This window comes from Streptomyces sp. A18, from assembly GCF_059026065.1.
In genome coordinates, this window is the sequence record NZ_JBWLKL010000049.1 from 28411 (window position 1) to 43685 (window position 15275).

General features: G+C 68.7%; 15 protein-coding genes. 13 read left to right on the top strand and 2 right to left on the bottom strand.

Features of this window, described 5'->3' with window-relative positions:
• Nucleotides 1-281: 281 nt before the first annotated feature.
• From AC5P1C_RS38835 to AC5P1C_RS38895, 13 genes are all read left to right on the top strand, one after another.
• Nucleotides 282-1529: an IS110 family RNA-guided transposase gene (locus AC5P1C_RS38835; protein WP_493870691.1), complete on the top strand. Its 1248-nt coding sequence runs from the start codon at nt 282-284 to the stop codon at nt 1527-1529.
• Nucleotides 1530-2512: 983 nt separating this feature from the next.
• Nucleotides 2513-3127, top strand: coding sequence for a hypothetical protein (locus AC5P1C_RS38840; protein WP_493870692.1), 615 nt, complete (start codon nt 2513-2515; stop codon nt 3125-3127).
• Between the two features lie 242 nt (nt 3128-3369).
• The gene (locus AC5P1C_RS38845) at nt 3370-3996 is read left to right on the top strand and encodes an ATP/GTP-binding protein (protein ID WP_493870693.1); all 627 of its coding nucleotides are present in this window, start codon (nt 3370-3372) and stop codon (nt 3994-3996) included.
• A 79-nt stretch (nt 3997-4075) separates the two neighbouring features.
• The gene (locus AC5P1C_RS38850) at nt 4076-4705 is read left to right on the top strand and encodes an SAF domain-containing protein (RefSeq protein WP_493870694.1); all 630 of its coding nucleotides are present in this window, start codon (nt 4076-4078) and stop codon (nt 4703-4705) included.
• Between the two features lie 15 nt (nt 4706-4720).
• Nucleotides 4721-5635: a hypothetical protein gene (locus AC5P1C_RS38855; RefSeq protein WP_493870695.1), complete on the top strand. Its 915-nt coding sequence runs from the start codon at nt 4721-4723 to the stop codon at nt 5633-5635.
• On the top strand, nt 5628-7163 hold the full coding sequence (locus tag AC5P1C_RS38860; protein ID WP_493870696.1) for a TadA family conjugal transfer-associated ATPase: 1536 nt from the start codon (nt 5628-5630) through the stop codon (nt 7161-7163). The genes AC5P1C_RS38855 and AC5P1C_RS38860 overlap by 8 nt, the downstream gene beginning before the upstream one ends.
• Entirely contained in the window at nt 7160-8125 is a 966-nt protein-coding gene (locus tag AC5P1C_RS38865) for a type II secretion system F family protein (RefSeq protein WP_493870697.1), read from the top strand. The genes AC5P1C_RS38860 and AC5P1C_RS38865 overlap by 4 nt, the downstream gene beginning before the upstream one ends.
• A gap of 86 nt (nt 8126-8211) precedes the next feature.
• Nucleotides 8212-9030: a hypothetical protein gene (locus AC5P1C_RS38870; RefSeq protein WP_493870698.1), complete on the top strand. Its 819-nt coding sequence runs from the start codon at nt 8212-8214 to the stop codon at nt 9028-9030.
• Nucleotides 9031-9080: 50 nt separating this feature from the next.
• Nucleotides 9081-9302, top strand: coding sequence for a hypothetical protein (locus tag AC5P1C_RS38875; protein ID WP_493870699.1), 222 nt, complete (start codon nt 9081-9083; stop codon nt 9300-9302).
• A complete protein-coding gene (locus AC5P1C_RS38880) occupies nt 9299-9712 on the top strand; it encodes a TadE family protein (protein ID WP_493870700.1) in 414 nt (137 codons plus the stop codon). Before AC5P1C_RS38875 ends, AC5P1C_RS38880 begins: the two co-directional genes overlap by 4 nt.
• Nucleotides 9709-10224 (top strand): TadE/TadG family type IV pilus assembly protein, encoded by a 516-nt coding sequence (locus AC5P1C_RS38885; protein ID WP_493870701.1) that lies wholly within the window; start codon nt 9709-9711, stop codon nt 10222-10224. The genes AC5P1C_RS38880 and AC5P1C_RS38885 overlap by 4 nt, the downstream gene beginning before the upstream one ends.
• Nucleotides 10221-10655: a pilus assembly protein TadG-related protein gene (locus tag AC5P1C_RS38890; RefSeq protein ID WP_493870702.1), complete on the top strand. Its 435-nt coding sequence runs from the start codon at nt 10221-10223 to the stop codon at nt 10653-10655. Before AC5P1C_RS38885 ends, AC5P1C_RS38890 begins: the two co-directional genes overlap by 4 nt.
• Before the next feature lie 53 nt (nt 10656-10708).
• On the top strand, nt 10709-14104 hold the full coding sequence (locus AC5P1C_RS38895) for a LysM peptidoglycan-binding domain-containing protein (protein WP_493870703.1): 3396 nt from the start codon (nt 10709-10711) through the stop codon (nt 14102-14104).
• A 30-nt stretch (nt 14105-14134) separates the two neighbouring features.
• Here the strand turns inward: AC5P1C_RS38895 and AC5P1C_RS38900 are convergent, their stop codons facing one another.
• Nucleotides 14135-14587 carry a hypothetical protein gene (locus tag AC5P1C_RS38900; protein WP_493870704.1) on the bottom strand — a complete coding sequence of 151 codons (453 nt, stop codon included), beginning with the start codon at nt 14585-14587 and terminating at the stop codon, nt 14135-14137.
• A 480-nt stretch (nt 14588-15067) separates the two neighbouring features.
• Nucleotides 15068-15275: hypothetical protein (locus AC5P1C_RS38905; protein WP_493870705.1), on the bottom strand; the 208-nt coding region annotated here is incomplete at its 5' end.

Consider the following 15275-nt stretch of genomic DNA (forward strand, 5'->3'; position numbering starts at 1 on the left):
GCTCGTGCCATCGGCGGTACCAAGACACCGCCGATCAGAACGAAGTCGCCCCGGTCCCTGGCGGGCCCGCCCCGTGGCCGGGAAAATTCGGGTGGTGCTCGTCCGGAGGACGTCGATGGAGCTTGGCGCCGAGTCTTGAGCCCGAAACGAAGTCGGACGCAGGGGCCGTGTGCAGGAGTCCAGTGATGTTGCCATGAGCACGCAAGAGAGCTTCTTCGAATCCTGTGGCCCCGGAAGGGCGGGCACCGTCAGCTGACCGAACCGGTCGTGTGGAGGCGGCTATGGACGTGTTCGAGGAACGCTGCGCCGGGGTCGACCTGGGCAAGATCGAGTGCAAGGTGTGCATCCGGATTCCGGGGAAGGGGAAGCGGAGCCGTCGCGAGGTACGTACGTTCTCGACGATGTGCGACGGCCTGCTGGAACTGCGGGACTGGCTGCTGGCGAACGAGGTCACCAGGGTAGGTATGGAGGCCACCGCCTCGTACTGGAAGCCGTTGTACTACCTGCTCGAAGCCACTGAAGGCATCGATCCGTGGCTGCTGAACGCCCAGCACATCAAGACCGTACCGGGGCGCAAGACCGACGTCAGGGACTGCGAGTGGATCTGCCGCCTGGTCGAGCACGGGCTGGTGAGGCCCAGTTTCGTACCGCCGCGCGACATCCGGCAGTTGCGGGATCTGACCCGCTATCGCACCGAGACCGTCCGGGACCGGGCCAGGGACGTCAACCGGCTGGCGATGTTCCTGGAAGACGCGGGCATCAAGCTCAGCGCGGTGGTCTCCGACATCACCGGCCGGTCCGCCCGGAACATGCTCGATGCCCTGGTCGCCGGGGAGCGCGATCCGCAAGTACTGGCGGGGATGGCGCTGGGCCGCATGCTGGAGAAGGTGCCGCTGCTGAACCGTGCACTGACCAACAGTTTCACCGATCACCATGCGTTCATGGTCGCGGCGATGCTGCGGGCGATCGACCAGGCCGACGCCCGGATCATCCAGCTGAGCCAGGAGATCGCTCGTCAACTGCGGCCGCTGCAGCGCCAGGCCGAACTGCTGGCCACGATTCCCGGTGTCAGCCTGGTCCTGGCCCAGGTGATCATCGCGGAGATCGGGGTGGACATGAGCAGGTTCGCCACCGCCGGCCACCTCGCCTCCTGGGCAGGGATGTGCCCGGGCAACAACGAGTCCGCCGGCAAACGAATGTCGGGCCGGACCCGGCACGGCGACACCTGGCTCAAGACCGGTTTATACATGGCCGGTTCAAGCGCCGCCCGGATGAAGGCCACCTACCTCGGCGCCCAGTTTCGAAGGCTGGTGCCACACCGTGGCGTGAAACGGGCGACCGTCGCGGTCGGGCACTCCATCCTCGTCGCCGCGTGGCACATCTTGCACGAGGGTGCCCCCTACCGGGACCTGGGCGCGGATCACTTCACCAGCCGGCTGGGCAGGGAACGGCAGACCCGACGCCTGCTCGCCCAACTCGCGGCACTTGGCCACGACGTCACTATCGCGCCCCACCAGGACTCCGCTTGACCTGGGCCAACACGGCAGCCTGCAGGTGATTTTCAAGAGAGCCCTGTGCGACAGCGGGCACCTCATCGATCAAGACCAGACTCAACGCGCGGTTGGGCCCCCGTACCCCGTCCCTCATCATATTCGCGCCAACTTTCCCGGCTATCTAACAGCTGACACCGCTGCTTCGCTCGGGATTCGGCCCGTCGCCCCGGGATATTGCTCGACGCCGCGGTAGTCGGCCGCGGCCGACTGAAAGGAGCCCTGGGCGACGGCACGAAGACCACGCAAGATTCCGCTTCTTCACCCCATACTGCTCCATGCTTACCTCCGCCGCCCCAATCGACCGCTCCTCCACCCCGTGAGGCCCGCCGCCGTACTCATTAACAGTGATCCCTCCCTTGGCGTTGGCATGAGCACAGACCATGGAACCCGTAGCTCCGGCGCAGTTTAGGCACACCACACCGGGAAGCCCGAGGCGTCCGTGCGTCCTCGCCCTGAGCAGGCGAAACGTTACCCGCGCGAAAGGACCCAGCCGACTCCTCCATCCAGGGGGCGGCCCCTACCCATGCGCAAACCACGGGCGATTCACGTCCTCTACCTTCTCCAGTTCCCTGGCCTCTCGACAGCTCGTCCCAACCGGTCTTGCCGCCACGCACCGCCTCGCACTCGGAGACCAAGGGCAGATCGAAGCCAGGCGTCACGCTCCGGATTCGCTCGCCGCTTCAGTGTTCGCCTTTGCACCGGCCACAGACCCCGCCCCACTGCAGGCAGAGACAGCCACGCTCTCCAACTGCCTTCATACGGTGACTTGTTGTGACCGAATTTGACCCAACTCCCTTATGGGAGCGGGAGGAACAGGGTGACCCATGCGCATGGTGAGTCGTAGTGTGACCGTCACAGAACACGTCACCGCAGCTCGCACCAGCCGCGCACTCCCCAAGTGCATTGATCTCGGCCATGGGAGATGACCGGCTCGCCATCACGCCGCACGGGGAGACACAGTGACACGCGCAGCACACCAGCAGGCATATTCCGGCATTCGCAGCAGGAAAATGAACCGCTCGACCGCCCTGTTTGTCGCCCTCTGTAGCGCAGGCGTGCTCACAGCCTGCAGCAGCGACTCCGACGCAAAGGCCGACAAGAGCTCCGCCCCACCCAGCAAGCCCACCGCAGACAAACCCACCAAGAGCGCAGACCCGCAGGCCGCAGATAAGCGGGCAGTCCTGAAAGTCTACGAGCGCATGTGGGAAGAGCAGGTCAAGGCCTATGCGGCAGCGGACCTCGAAGGCACCGCCCTGAAGAAGTACGCCACGGCGGGTGCCTACGCGCGCGCCAAGCTCGATGTCGAAGGCCTGCAGAAGAAGGGCATGTTCGCCAAGGGCAAGCCTGGCCACAAAACCAAAGTGACCAGCACCGATCTCAATCGCGAGGTACCCCGGGCCGAGCTCACAGACTGCCTCGACACCTCCACCTGGAAGTACTTCTACCGCAAGTCGGGCAAGCCAGTCCCCCTGCCCACGGGAAACCTCAGCCGCTACACGACCACCGTCAAAGCCGAGAAGTGGGGGAAGAAGTGGATGGTCTTGGAACTCGAGCCCCAGCAGCGCGCCTGCTGACCATCTTCGCCGCCCTGGCGTCAGTGGCCAGCCTCGCCGTCGCAGCGCCACGCCCTGCCCAGGCAGCTCCTCCCGAAAGCGGGAGTTGTGTGGATGGAGCGGTCACCTTGATCATGTGCAAGGCCGGCCAGGAAGGCCGCCCGCCGGGTGGGAACGGCGCCCAACCCGCCCAATCTGGAGCTGGAAAAGGAACCAGCAAGGGCAAGGAGAAGGACGAGCGTCAGGCCTGCAAGATCACGAAGATGGATCCGCAACCCCCCAAGGACAGCGCGCTCTGGGCAGGCCACGACGACGGCGCAGTCTACGAGCGGGAGTGCCGCTTCTCGACAGACGGGGGTATCGGAGCCATTCCCATGCCCTTCTGGGCGGCGGAGGAGCCACCCGCTGTTGACCCCGAAGTCTTGGCCCAGGAGGCCGTGGACAAGATGAACTTGCTCGGCCCTGATGTCGCCAGCCCACGTGCGGCGGGCAAGTACACGGTCGGGGTGCCGATGTGGATGTGGGTCAATCCTTCCACCACGACGTTCGGCCCCAACACAGCGACCGCGACAGCCGGGAGCGTCACGGTGTCGGCAACGGCCAAGGTGTCGTCTATCCGCTGGTCGATGGGTGACGAGAAGACGGTCACCTGTCAGGGCGCGGGTACCAAGTACAAGGCCTCCTACGGGATGGCCAAGTCGCCCGACTGCGGCCACCTCTACCGCACCTCCTCTAAGGAGAACGCGGAAGGCCGCTTCAAGGGCACCGCAACCGCGACGTGGGCGGTGGACTGGCAGGTCACCGCAGGCGGCGACGAGCAGGGAGCGTTCCCCGAGGTCCGCGAGAGCGACTTTGAGGTGTCCGTGGGCGAGATGAGAGTCCTCGACTAGGCGGGATGGCACGCACGTGTTGAAGAGCAGTACGAAGAACAGGGCAACGAAGGTGCCTGCCCCACCGGCCGGGGATGTAATGCGACCGGACCTGGACATCATCGATCCGGAGCCGCCGCGCCGTCGGCGCCGTTCGTTCATGGTGATCGGCGCGGTCATGGTGCTGGCCGGGGCCATCGGGTTCGCCGGTCTGTTGAACGCCTCGGGTCAGCGTTCCGATGTGCTCGCCCTGGCCCGCGACGTGCCGGCCGGACAGAAGATCACGGACGAAGATCTGCGGGTGGTCGCCCTCCCGGAGGACCCGGGTCTGAAGCCGGTGGCTGCCGCCAAGAAGAACACAATCGTGGGTCGGCGTGCCTCTGCCGCATTGTCGGTAGGTTCCCTGCTTACAGCCCGTCAGCTCACCGGCAAGGGCGGACTCCGGCCTGGCGAGGCCCTGGTTGCTGTGGAGGTGAAGCGGGGCATGGCGCCGGTTGATGCGCTGCGGCCCGGCGCCACGGTCAGCCTGGTGACCCGCCCCAAGGAGGGCGACGTAATCGGCAAGAAGCCTGAGCTCACCGAGGTCGGCGGTCGTGTCGTCAAGGTCGGTGCGCCCTCCAGTAGCGGCGACGTCGTCGTGCAGGTCGCCGTCCTGGAAGCGGACAGCGCTGGGGTGGCTTCGGATGCGAGTGCGGGCCAGGTGGCGATCGTGCTGAAGACCGGGGGCTGAGGCGCGATGTCTGTGATGGTGCTGGCCGGCGGCCACGGGTGCGGTGTCACCGTGTCCGCGCTGGCGTTGGCTCTTTCCAGTACCCGCCCCTCCCTCCTGGTGGAGGCCGGGGCGAAGCAGGCCTCGATCCGCTCCGGGTATCGGCAAGGGGCCTGGGGCGGGGAGGTGGGGCTGTGGCATCTGGCGCAGGCCCACCTGCAAAACCAGCTGGCCGAAGCGTTCGAGGCGCACCTGCGTCCCTTGGATGCAGAGGGCAATCGGCTGCTGCTGCCGGGTCTGACCGACCCGACGCAAGCTGCCGCGCTGGCAGGGACGTGGGAGCCGTTGTCCCTGCTGTTGCAGGCGATGGACCAGCACGCGGGCTATGACGTGGTGGTCGATGCCGGGCAGGTGGTCGTCGATGGCGGCGGGCTGCATGCCAGCCTCTTCCCCGCTGTGCTGGCCAACCGGGCCGATGTGGTGCTGCTGGTGGTGCGCAACTCGCTGACCTCGGTGGCGCAGACGCTTCCGGTCGCGCGGGTGCTGCAGAGTGAGCTGGAACGCAACGGCAGTGGCGCGGATGCGTTGCGGCTGCTGGTCATCCAGGAACTGCCCATGGCGGCGGGCGGGTTGCGCACTGATGCGATTGCGCGGCGCTTTGCCGTGCCGGTGGTCGACATGCTGCCGTGGGATGCGTCAGCAGGCGCGTTGTTTACGCACGGCTCGCAGCGCCCTGTGAAGCTGGCGAAGCTGGCCTTGATCAAGCAGGCTCGCAAAACCATGCCGTCGATCGGGGTGGAGGTCCACACCCGGCGCCGTGCGCTGGACATGCCTGCGGCTCCGGTGAGTTCGCCTGTGGTGGCTGGAGTGCTGCAGCGGCTTTCCTCCAGCAGGCAGGCCCCGCCGGTGCCGCCTCAGGGTCCGCGCCTGGGGGTGAGCATGCATGGCTGAGCGGAACGGCGGAACACCCGGCATGAACGGCTCGCCGGCGCGGTTGCAGGATGTGCTGAGCCAGGCCCTGCGCCCCACCGCGCCAGGCACGCCGGGCGCGGCGTCGAACGCCCTGCGCCCGGCAGCCGCGCTGACGTCTCCCTCTCCGGCGGCTGTTGAGGTCGCCGCCCACGGGGCGCTGCCCGCCTCACCGCAGGACATCGCTGATCTGCGGGATTCGGTCAGTGATGACATCGTCGAGGCCGATGACCAGGAGCCGTTGCCCAACGAGAGCGCACGCCGCGAACGGGCGCGTTCGCTGGTTGCCGAGCGGGTCTCTCGGTGGGCCGTGGACCAGGCACGCCGCCACAAGGCCCTGGCCCCGGCGCAGGTCGAGACGCTCTCCCAGGCCGTCTACGACGCGCTGTTCCACGCCGGACCGCTGCAGAAGTACCTGGATGACCCGGACGTGGAGAACGTCGTGGTCCTGGGTGACGACGTCCAGGTCGACTATTACAACCGGCCCACCGCGAAGGTGGCGCCGGTCGCGCAGAACGACGACGAGCTGATCGCGCTGATCAACCGGCTGGCCTCCAACTCCGGCCACCGCGAGCGCAGGCTGTCCGCCTCTTCGCCGATGGTCAGTTTCCGCCTGCCCGACGGCTCACGCGCCGAAGCCACCACCCTCACCCCGGTTCCCTTCCTGGGCGTGCGCCGCCACCGCGTGCTGGCCTCGAACCTGGAGCAACTGCAGGAGTGGGGCACCCTCTCCCCCGCCCAGTCCGCCTTCTTGCACGCCTTGGTGCTGGCGAGGAAGAACATCCTGTTCGCCGGGGACATGGGCACCGGCAAGACTTCGCTGCTGCGGGCGCTCGCGCAGAAGATCCCCGCGGAAGAGCGCGTCGTCACACTGGAGTCCGACCGTGAGCTGTTCTTGGACCAGTTCGAGGGCGGCGCACAGTTTTTGGCGATGGAGTCGCGTGAGTCCAACGGTGAGCTCGTGGACGGGCACCCGGTCGGAGAGATCAGCGTGGAGCAGATGTTCCCGCACGCGCTGCGCATGCTGTCCACCCGGGTGATCGTCGGTGAGGTCCGTGACCTTGAGGCGATCGCGATGCTGCAGGCGATGAGCGCGGGCGGCGCCGGATCCATGTGCACGCTGCACGCCGCCTACCCCAACCTGGTGCTGCCGCGTCTGGTCACGCTGTGCCGGGGCATGCACCGCGACGACGTCCACGAGTTGGTAGGCACGAGCATCAACTTCGTCGTCTATCTGAAGCAGATCAACCAGACCCGGGTCGGCGGACGCCGCCACCGGTTCATCTCGCATGTCCTGGAGGTTCAGCCCGGCGAGGGCGGCCACCCCTCCATTCAGGAAATCTTCGCGCCCAACGGGTCTGACCCGCGCGGGGTGCCGCAGCTGGCGCCGTCCTGCATCACCGAGCTGGAAGGCCTGGCCGGGTTCGACCGGCGGTGGCTGACCGTGCCCCAGTACGGGGCCTGGCCCACGCCGCTGGATCTGGTCGGCAGAACGGAGAGCGCCGCATGAGCAGCGATCAGTGGAGTCTGCTGGCCGCGCTGTGCGGCGCGCTGATCATCGGCGGGCTGCTGGTGAGCGTGCGCGGGGTTACGCGTGTACCGGTGGCGGCAGCGGACCGGCCGCCGTCGCGGTGGGTGGTGCGCTGGCAGGCCGCCCAAGCCGCGCTGCCCGATGCCTGGGCGCGGCGCTATCGGTTCATCGTCATCGCCGCCGCCCTGGCCACGGTCGGGGCCTGGCTGATCTGGGCCCGGCCTGTCCATGGACTGCTGGCGGGTGCGGCGGTGCTGGGCATTCCGTGGATCTGGAATCCGGCCGGGACCAGCGGTCGGCAGATCGTGCGGCTGGAGGCGCTGGCGGAGTGGATGCAGCAGCTGGCGGGTGTGCACGAGTCCGGCGGCACCCTGGACAGTGCGATCACCGCCTCAGCGACCAGGGCCCCGCAGGTGATCCGCCCGCAGGTGCGGCTGCTGGCCGCACGCCTGCGGGTGGGCGCCAACCCCAGCCTGGCCTACCGGCAGTTCGCCGACGCGTTCGCCGACGGCGCCGTCGACAACGCGGTGATGCTCTTCCTGACCCACGCCCAGGATCACGGGCCCGGTTTGAGCCGGGCCCTGCAGTCCATGGCCAGCCTCACCGAGCAGGAGGCGATCTCGCTGCGCAGCCTGGATGCCAAGCGCAGCCAGGTGCGTACCGGTACCCGCTGGGTGTCGATCATTTCGCTGGCGATCGCCGTGTACATCCTGACCAACCCGTCCTGGGGCGAGATCTACCGCACGGCTTCGGGGCAGCTGGTGATGCTGGTGCTCGGGTTGATGTTCACCGGTGCGCTGGTGGGGATGCGCAAGCTCGCCCAATCGAAGCCCGCCCCACGGCTTTTGGCCCCGTTGGCGTCGGCCGCTGACGGCACGTCCAGCGTCTTGGGTGCAGCGGCCAAGCCCGTGAAGCAGAAAGCGAAGGGGGCCCTGTTGTGATCTCGCCTGGAGCACTCGCGTGCGGCGCTGTCGTGGGCGCTGGACTGTTTCTGCTGGTACGGGAGCTACTGCCCTCCCGCCCCGACATGGACGCCGTCCTGGACCGCCTGGAGAACACCACCTCAGGACCGGGTCGCCGCAGTACCACTGCCACAGATGCGCAGCCTGGCCGTAAGGGATCGGTGTGGGAGCGGGCCGGGGAGCAGATCCTGGCCTCGCACGGCCACCGGCTGACCGTGCCGCGCTCAGACCTGGAGCTGCTGAACAAGTCAGTGGCCCACCACGTCGGGACGAAGGTCCTCGGTTCACTGCTGGCCATGGTGATGGTGCAAGCCGGCGGTCTGCTCCTCAGCTTGGCGGGCTTTGGGTTGTCGTGGGCACCACCGTTGCTGGCATCGCTCGCGTTCGCGGCCTACATCTGGTTCGACGCGGATGCCAATGTGCGCCGCCAGGCAAAGGCCGCCCGTTTGGAGGTCCGCTACGCCATCGCCTCCTTCCTGGAGCGCGCGCAACTGGAGCGGGGCGCGAACGTAGGGCCGGAGGCAGCCGTGCAGCGCACCGCCGAGGTCGGCGACCACTGGATCCTGACCCGGATTAGCGCTTCTCTCAAGCGCGCCGAGCTGGCCGGTATCCCGCAGTGGGAAGCGCTCAAGCAGCTCGGTGAGCAGCTCGACATTCCCGAACTGGCCGCCCCGGCAGAGTCGTTCTCGCTGGCCGGGGCAGGCGCCTCGATTCAAAAGACCCTGGCCACGCAGGCGTTGCTGCTGCGCCAGCGGCTGCTGACCGACCGGGAGGCGGAGGCGAACTCCGCCTCGGAGCGGCTGGTGGTGCCCGGCACGATCCTGTTCACCGTCGTGCTGGTGATGTTCGCCTACCCGGCGTTCAGCGCCCTGACCAACATCTGACGACCAACCACGCGCAGGGGTGCGCGGTGGAAAACGAGGGGAAACAGATCATGAAGTTCAACGTGCTTGACCACGCTGCGATCCGGCTGCACACCGCATGGCTGACCCGGGTGGAGAAGATGTCCGGCGCACGCCGGGACGCCGGGATGGAGACATTGGAGAAGCTGATCCTGGGCGCGGTCGTGCTCGGAGTCGCGGTGGCCTTCGGCACCGTCTTCAAGAGCACGTCGACGACGCTGATCGACCGGTTCAAGGCCGCAGTCGGCGCATGAGACACCGGATCTGGCGGTGGTGGCGTGCCCGCCTGGACGCCGGGCGCGGCCGCCGCGCGGATGGGGGCATCGCCACCCTGGAGTTTTTGATCATCACGCCCATCCTGCTGTTCATCTCCTGCCTCGTCCTGCAGTTGGGGGTGTTCTTCCTGGCCAGCACCGCAGCCCACACCGCGGCCCGCAAGGGCGCACAGACCGGTGCCGAATTCCAGTCGAGCCCCGGGCAGGGTGCAGAACGTGCCCAGTCCTGGCTCAGCCAGGTCGGGGTGGTCCAGCAGTCCCAGGTCAGCACGGCTGGCTCCACCGGTGAGCGGGTCCGGGTGACGGTGACCGGGAGGGTCATGAACTTCCTGCCGTGGGATTTGCGCATCGAGCGCAGCGCCGAGGACACCGTGGAGAAGAACCAGTGAGCCGGCTCCCCCATCTCCCCACGCCGTTCTGCGCTGCGCTGCGGGTCCTGGAGGGCGCGGCACGCCGCGCGCGGGCCGGTGGTGACCGGGGCTCCTCCACGCTGGAGGCGGTGTTGTGCCTGACCGTGCTGGTGCCGATCCTGGGGATCATCGCGGCGTTCGGGCTGGCTGGTCTGGGGGACAGCACCGCGGCGAACGCGGCGGCGGCCGCCGCGCGCGCGGCCAGCGCATCGGATGACCCCGACATCGCTCAAGCCCGCGGCCGCCAGGCGGCGTTGAAGTCGCTGGGGCAGGCGCAGCGCACCTGCGCGAGTTCGGACATCGTCATCGACACCAGTGGTTTCCCCTCGCAGCCCGGACAGCCGGGCACCGTCACGGTCCGCGTGGACTGCACGATCCCCCTGGCCAAGTTGGCTGTTCCCGGGCTGCCTGGATCCAAGACACTCACCGCGACGCGGCACAGCGCAGTGGACCGCTACGTCGACCGTACGGGCGAGGGGAATGTGGAGTGAGCCTTCAACAGCGCGTGCGCGGCCGGGCAGAGCGGGGTTCGGTGACCCTGTACTTCCTCGGCTTCGCCATCGTCGTGATCGGCCTGCTGGCACTGCTGGTCGATGGAGGGCGTCTCCTGATGGCGTCCGCGGATGCGGAGGACATCGCCGCGGAAGCGGCCCGCAGCGCCGGGCAGGAGATCAACGGGCCCGACGCCATCACCGGTGAGGGAACCCGCGCCGACCCGCAGAAGGCCGTCGCTACCGCTCAGGCCTTTCTGGCCGATGCCGGGGTGCAGGGCGCGGTGACGGTGGCCCAGGACGGGCAGAGCATCGACATCACCGTCCACGACACCTATCACACGCTGCTGCTGGGCGGCTTCGGCTACTCCAGCATGCAGGTGAGTGCGCACGCCGACGTCACGCTCGAACGCACCGACCCCGGAGCCTGAAGATGCCCCACTCCCCCGGCCCTGCTGCCCTCGCTGTGCGCCTGGTGCGCGCCGTGGCCAGCCTTGCCGCCCTTGCGCTGCTCCTGGTCGGGGTGCCCTGGGTGCTGGCCAGGGCCGGCACGTTGCCCGGCGGCGCCCCCAGTGGTTCGGACCTCACCGATGCGCTGATGTCTCCCGACGACGGCGGCGTGCTGTTCACCGTGCTGACCGTGGTGGCCTGGGCGTTGTGGGGGTGGTTCGCGCTGGGGGTGCTCACCGAGCTCCCGCGACTGGTGCGCAGGCGCCGCCCCGCAAAGCGGCATCGGCGCGTGCTGGGCGCTCCTCAACGGCTTGCCGGTTTCCTCCTGGGCGGGCTGCTGGTGCTGCCCGCGGGTACGGCGATGGCCGCACCGGCTCCGGCGATCGCCGCGACAGCGCCGGTGCAGCCCACTGTGCACGTCGCCGGCGCCGACCTGGGCGCCGAGAAGGGTGAGCGTGCTGCCACCCCGGCGCCGGGTTCAGCCGTTGGGCCGGTCCATGTGGTGGGTGAGACCGGTGAAACCGTGTGGGACTTGGCCGTGGAGTATCTCGGCTCCGGCCCCCGCGCTCAGGAGATCCGCAGCCTCAACCCGCAGCTGCCCGACACCGCACTCCTGCCCGCCGGAACATCCGTGCAACTGCCCACCGACGCCCGTATCCCACAGGCCGATACTTCGCCCGCGTCCGCACCGCATGTCCAACTCGCCGCCAGCGAGCAGCCGATCACCACGGCCCATGACGTCAAAGCGGGCGCAGAGCGCACCCACACCGTCAGGCCAGGTGAGTCTCTTTCCAGCATCGCCGAAGACGAGACCGGCGACGCCGACCAGTGGCCGCAGCTGTACGAAGCAAGCAAGGACCGCACGCAACCCAACGGCACGCCCCGCCTCAGCGACCCCAATCTGATCTTTCCTGGCCAGCGGGTCACCATCCCGGCCGCTGCCGCGTCCAAGGACCCCTCCGGCGACCGCGAGCGCCCGGATGACGAGGAGGGCTCACCTCACGATCAGGACGGCGAGAAGGACCAGGACGCTCCCGCTGGCGGCGACAAGCCCGCCGAGTCGGCCAAGCCCGGCCCCTCGCCCACACAGGACCGCCGTGAGAAGCCGTCCGGCGCGCCATCGAGCCCCGCGCCATCGGCCACGCCCGCCTCGCCCGCCAGCCCCGCCCCCTCCACGCCAGCGCCCGTGCCGGACGCCACCGACACGTCCTCGAGCGTGCTGAACACCACGCGCACGGCCGGGGTGCTGGTGTCGCTGGCGGCCGCGGTGACACTCGCGCTGGCCCTCCGCCGCATCCTGCAGCGTCGCCGCGCCAGACCCGGCGAGCTGATTGCCATGCCCGACGAGGTCTCCCCAGCCGAGGCGCAGATGGCGCAGGCCGCAGAAACGGCAGGCCCGTTGCGGCTGGACCGGGCGTTGCGCACGCTGGCCTACCAGGCTGGCCGCGAGGGCACGCCCCCACCTGCCGTGCGCGGCGCCCGGATCACCGGCAACGGCGTGCAGATCCTGCCCGAGGACCTCCAAGCCTCTCCCGCATCCCCTTTCACCTCAGGTGGGGGCGGCTGGTGGACGTGTGACGAGACCGTCGAACTCCTGGAGGAGCAGGACGCGGCGCAGGTGGATGCCCCCTATCCGGGACTGGTGACGATCGGAGCGGACAAGCAGGGCAACGTGGTGCTGCTAAATCTGCCCCATGCCGGCGTCGTCCTGCTGAGCGGCCAGCAGGAGCAGGTCGAGGAGATCCTCACCTCGATGGCGCTGGAGTTGGGCATGAGCCCCTGGGGCACGGGTGCGGAAGTCGTGGTGACCGGTTTCGGCGAGGGGTTGAATCAGCTCCTGCCGACGTCCCGGATCGCCTACATGTGTGAAAGCGCCCACACCGCACGTGATCTCACCGAAAGCCTGCTGGAAGCTCATCAGGAGCCGAAAGGCAACCGCCCGCCCTATCTCATCCTCTGCGCACCGCAGCTCACGGCGGACAGCGCCTGGCAGATCGCCGAGGCCTTCGACAAAGCCTCGGGCGTGATGCAGGTGGCGCTGATCGCACCGGCCTCATCATCTGTCGATTTGCTGTTCGAGCAGAGCCAGGTGATTGATGCGGCCGGCAGGCAGCCCCAGCGCATCGACATCCTGGGTACCGAGATCACCCTGCAGCGCCTGGAGCGAGAGGCCGTGGAGGAGATCACCGCCGCGCTGGCCGTCTCCGGTCAGGACGCCCACCCCGCCCAGGGCGCGTGGCAGCACGTGCCCGCCGAAACCCACACTGCTCACGCAGCACCCACCGCGGCCGCCAACCGGCAACCGGACCAGACACCCGCCGCCCCCACCCCACGGCCGTCCCCGCCCAGCGCACCTGCGGTGGAGACCGTCGCTGCCAGTGCAGGCAGCCAAGACAGCGTGACGGGCGCCTCGGAGCTCGGGGTCTTCCCAGCGTTCCTGGCAGCCTCACCCTCCCCGGCCGCCGTCACCTTGCCCACTCCTCCAGATACGCCCGGTGAAGCCGACTCTCCAAGCTCAGGCGGGGACAACCAGGAGAAGCATGCTGAGGAGGCCGACAGCCCGCTTTCCGGGCGGCTGGCCACCGACCGCTCCAGTGCATCGGAACCCGGCACCGGCAACGTCGCACCGCCCGCCCCGGCCGAGCACGCTGACCCAACTGCTCCCCTCATCCAGGTTCTAGGCCCGCTGGCCATCTCCGGCGTCGCTGCCTCCCGACACGCCACCCGCGAGGCACACCTGGCCGCACTGCTGCATCTGAAGCCCGGACGCAGCGCCGACACCCTCTGCGCGGACATGGACCCGGCCAGGCCCTGGTCCACGGACACCCTCAACGCGCGGCTGGGCGGACTGCGCCGCAGCCTGGGCAACGACCCAGACGGCGAGCCCTATGTGCCGCGCCGCGCCATCAAGACCGACCCCTACACCCTGTCCGACAAGGTCTGCTGCGACTGGCACCACGTCCAGCGCACCGTCGAAGCAGCCCTCCCCCACGGCCCCGCAGGACTCGCCCAGTTGGAGAAGGCACTGGACCAGGTCCGCGGCCGTCCCTTCGGAGCCCAACCGCTGCCCTGGAGCGCGCCACTGCAACAGGAGATGGCCATGCGCATCGTGCACGTCGCCCACACCGTGGCCACCTACCGCCTGGCCCCCGGCCCCCACCACGACCTCACCCTCGCCCGCCGGGCCACCGCCACCGGGCTGGAAGTCGACGAGAGCGCCGAACTCCTCTATCGGGCGTGGTTCAAAATTGAAGCCGCCGCAGGCAATCGTGGAGGGCTGAAAGCCGCGATCTCCCGCCTGGAGGCCGTCAACCGCTCGCTGGACCTGTCGCTGGAGATCGAGACCGAGCAGCTCATCCATCAACTACTCGACCAACCCAGCCCAACACCAGCCTTGTGGGGTCCGCGCGAGGACCACACCGCTGGGTGAGGTCCTCTGCCGCCCCCCCCCGTTGCGCAGTCAGGCTGACGCCACGTCGCGCCGTACGTAGGCGAGGACTTCCGCGAGCGCGGCCTCGGTGGAGACCGGCGATCGCTCCTGCCAGCTGCGCAGTGCTTCGCACACGGTGGCCGCGGCGGTGCGCACCTGGACATCGAACTCGGCGGGCAGCGGCGCCAGGAGGCCATCGTCACCGTAGGCGCCGGTGACGACGATCGGGCCGTGCAGTACGTATTCGGTGGGCAGGGTCATACGCCGCCAGACGCAGGCCAGCGCCCAAGCGGTGATGTTCGGCGGGAGCTGTAGGACGGCGCCCCGGCCGTGTAGATGGAGCACCGTCGAGCGATGGTAGTAGGCCAGTTCCACGTCGCCGCCGACGAGATCGTTCAGGCACGTCCGTTGCGCGGCCCCATCGTCCGGCAGCTCCACGTCGCTTACCTCGGCGTCCACAGCGATGCGCAACGCGGTCGTCATCGGCGTCATCCCCTCCCTGCGATGTGGTGCGCAATGCGCATCCGGTGACCGGGTCCTGCAGCGATGAGGCACTGCGCACCTGCAGATGACCAGCCTAGGGGTGTGATCGCTGCAGGAGGCCGAGTTTGGCCGTCCCCGCGTCAGCATCGGGGAGGCATGCAGCCGTTCTTCGTTGGGCGATGTTGGCGTACAGCTGCGCCGCGCACCCATCGCCGTCGGCGCGAAAACGGACAGCTGCGCAGTCGCCGAGCAGCTGGCGCCGTGACCGGTGATCAGCGTGGGCTTGTCCACTGCCACCAGCAGTCATCGTCCCGGGGCCCGGTGCTCCGTCGGGTAGCCGCGAGGATCAAGTGGAGTGCGCACTCGCCGTAGGGGGTGATGGGTCGATGACCGGCTGCGCATCAGGGCTGTGGCCGGGGAGTGATGGGCTCGGCCCCGGCCAGCCATCGGCTCATCGGTGCGCAACGAGGTGGTGCGCTGTCAGGTCGTGAGGCTGCCGTTGTCGGCGATGACCGCTTGGTAGCGGCGCTCGAAGCCGGCCTGCTCGGCCATCGCCTGGACTTCGGCCTCCCGCCAGGAGGCCTTGTCGGGGTCCTTGATGTGGCGCTTCTTCACACCGTGGTGCGCGAGCTGCTGCACCACGTCGGCGATGCGCGGTGCTCGGTGTGCTGCCGCTCGGCGGCCCAGA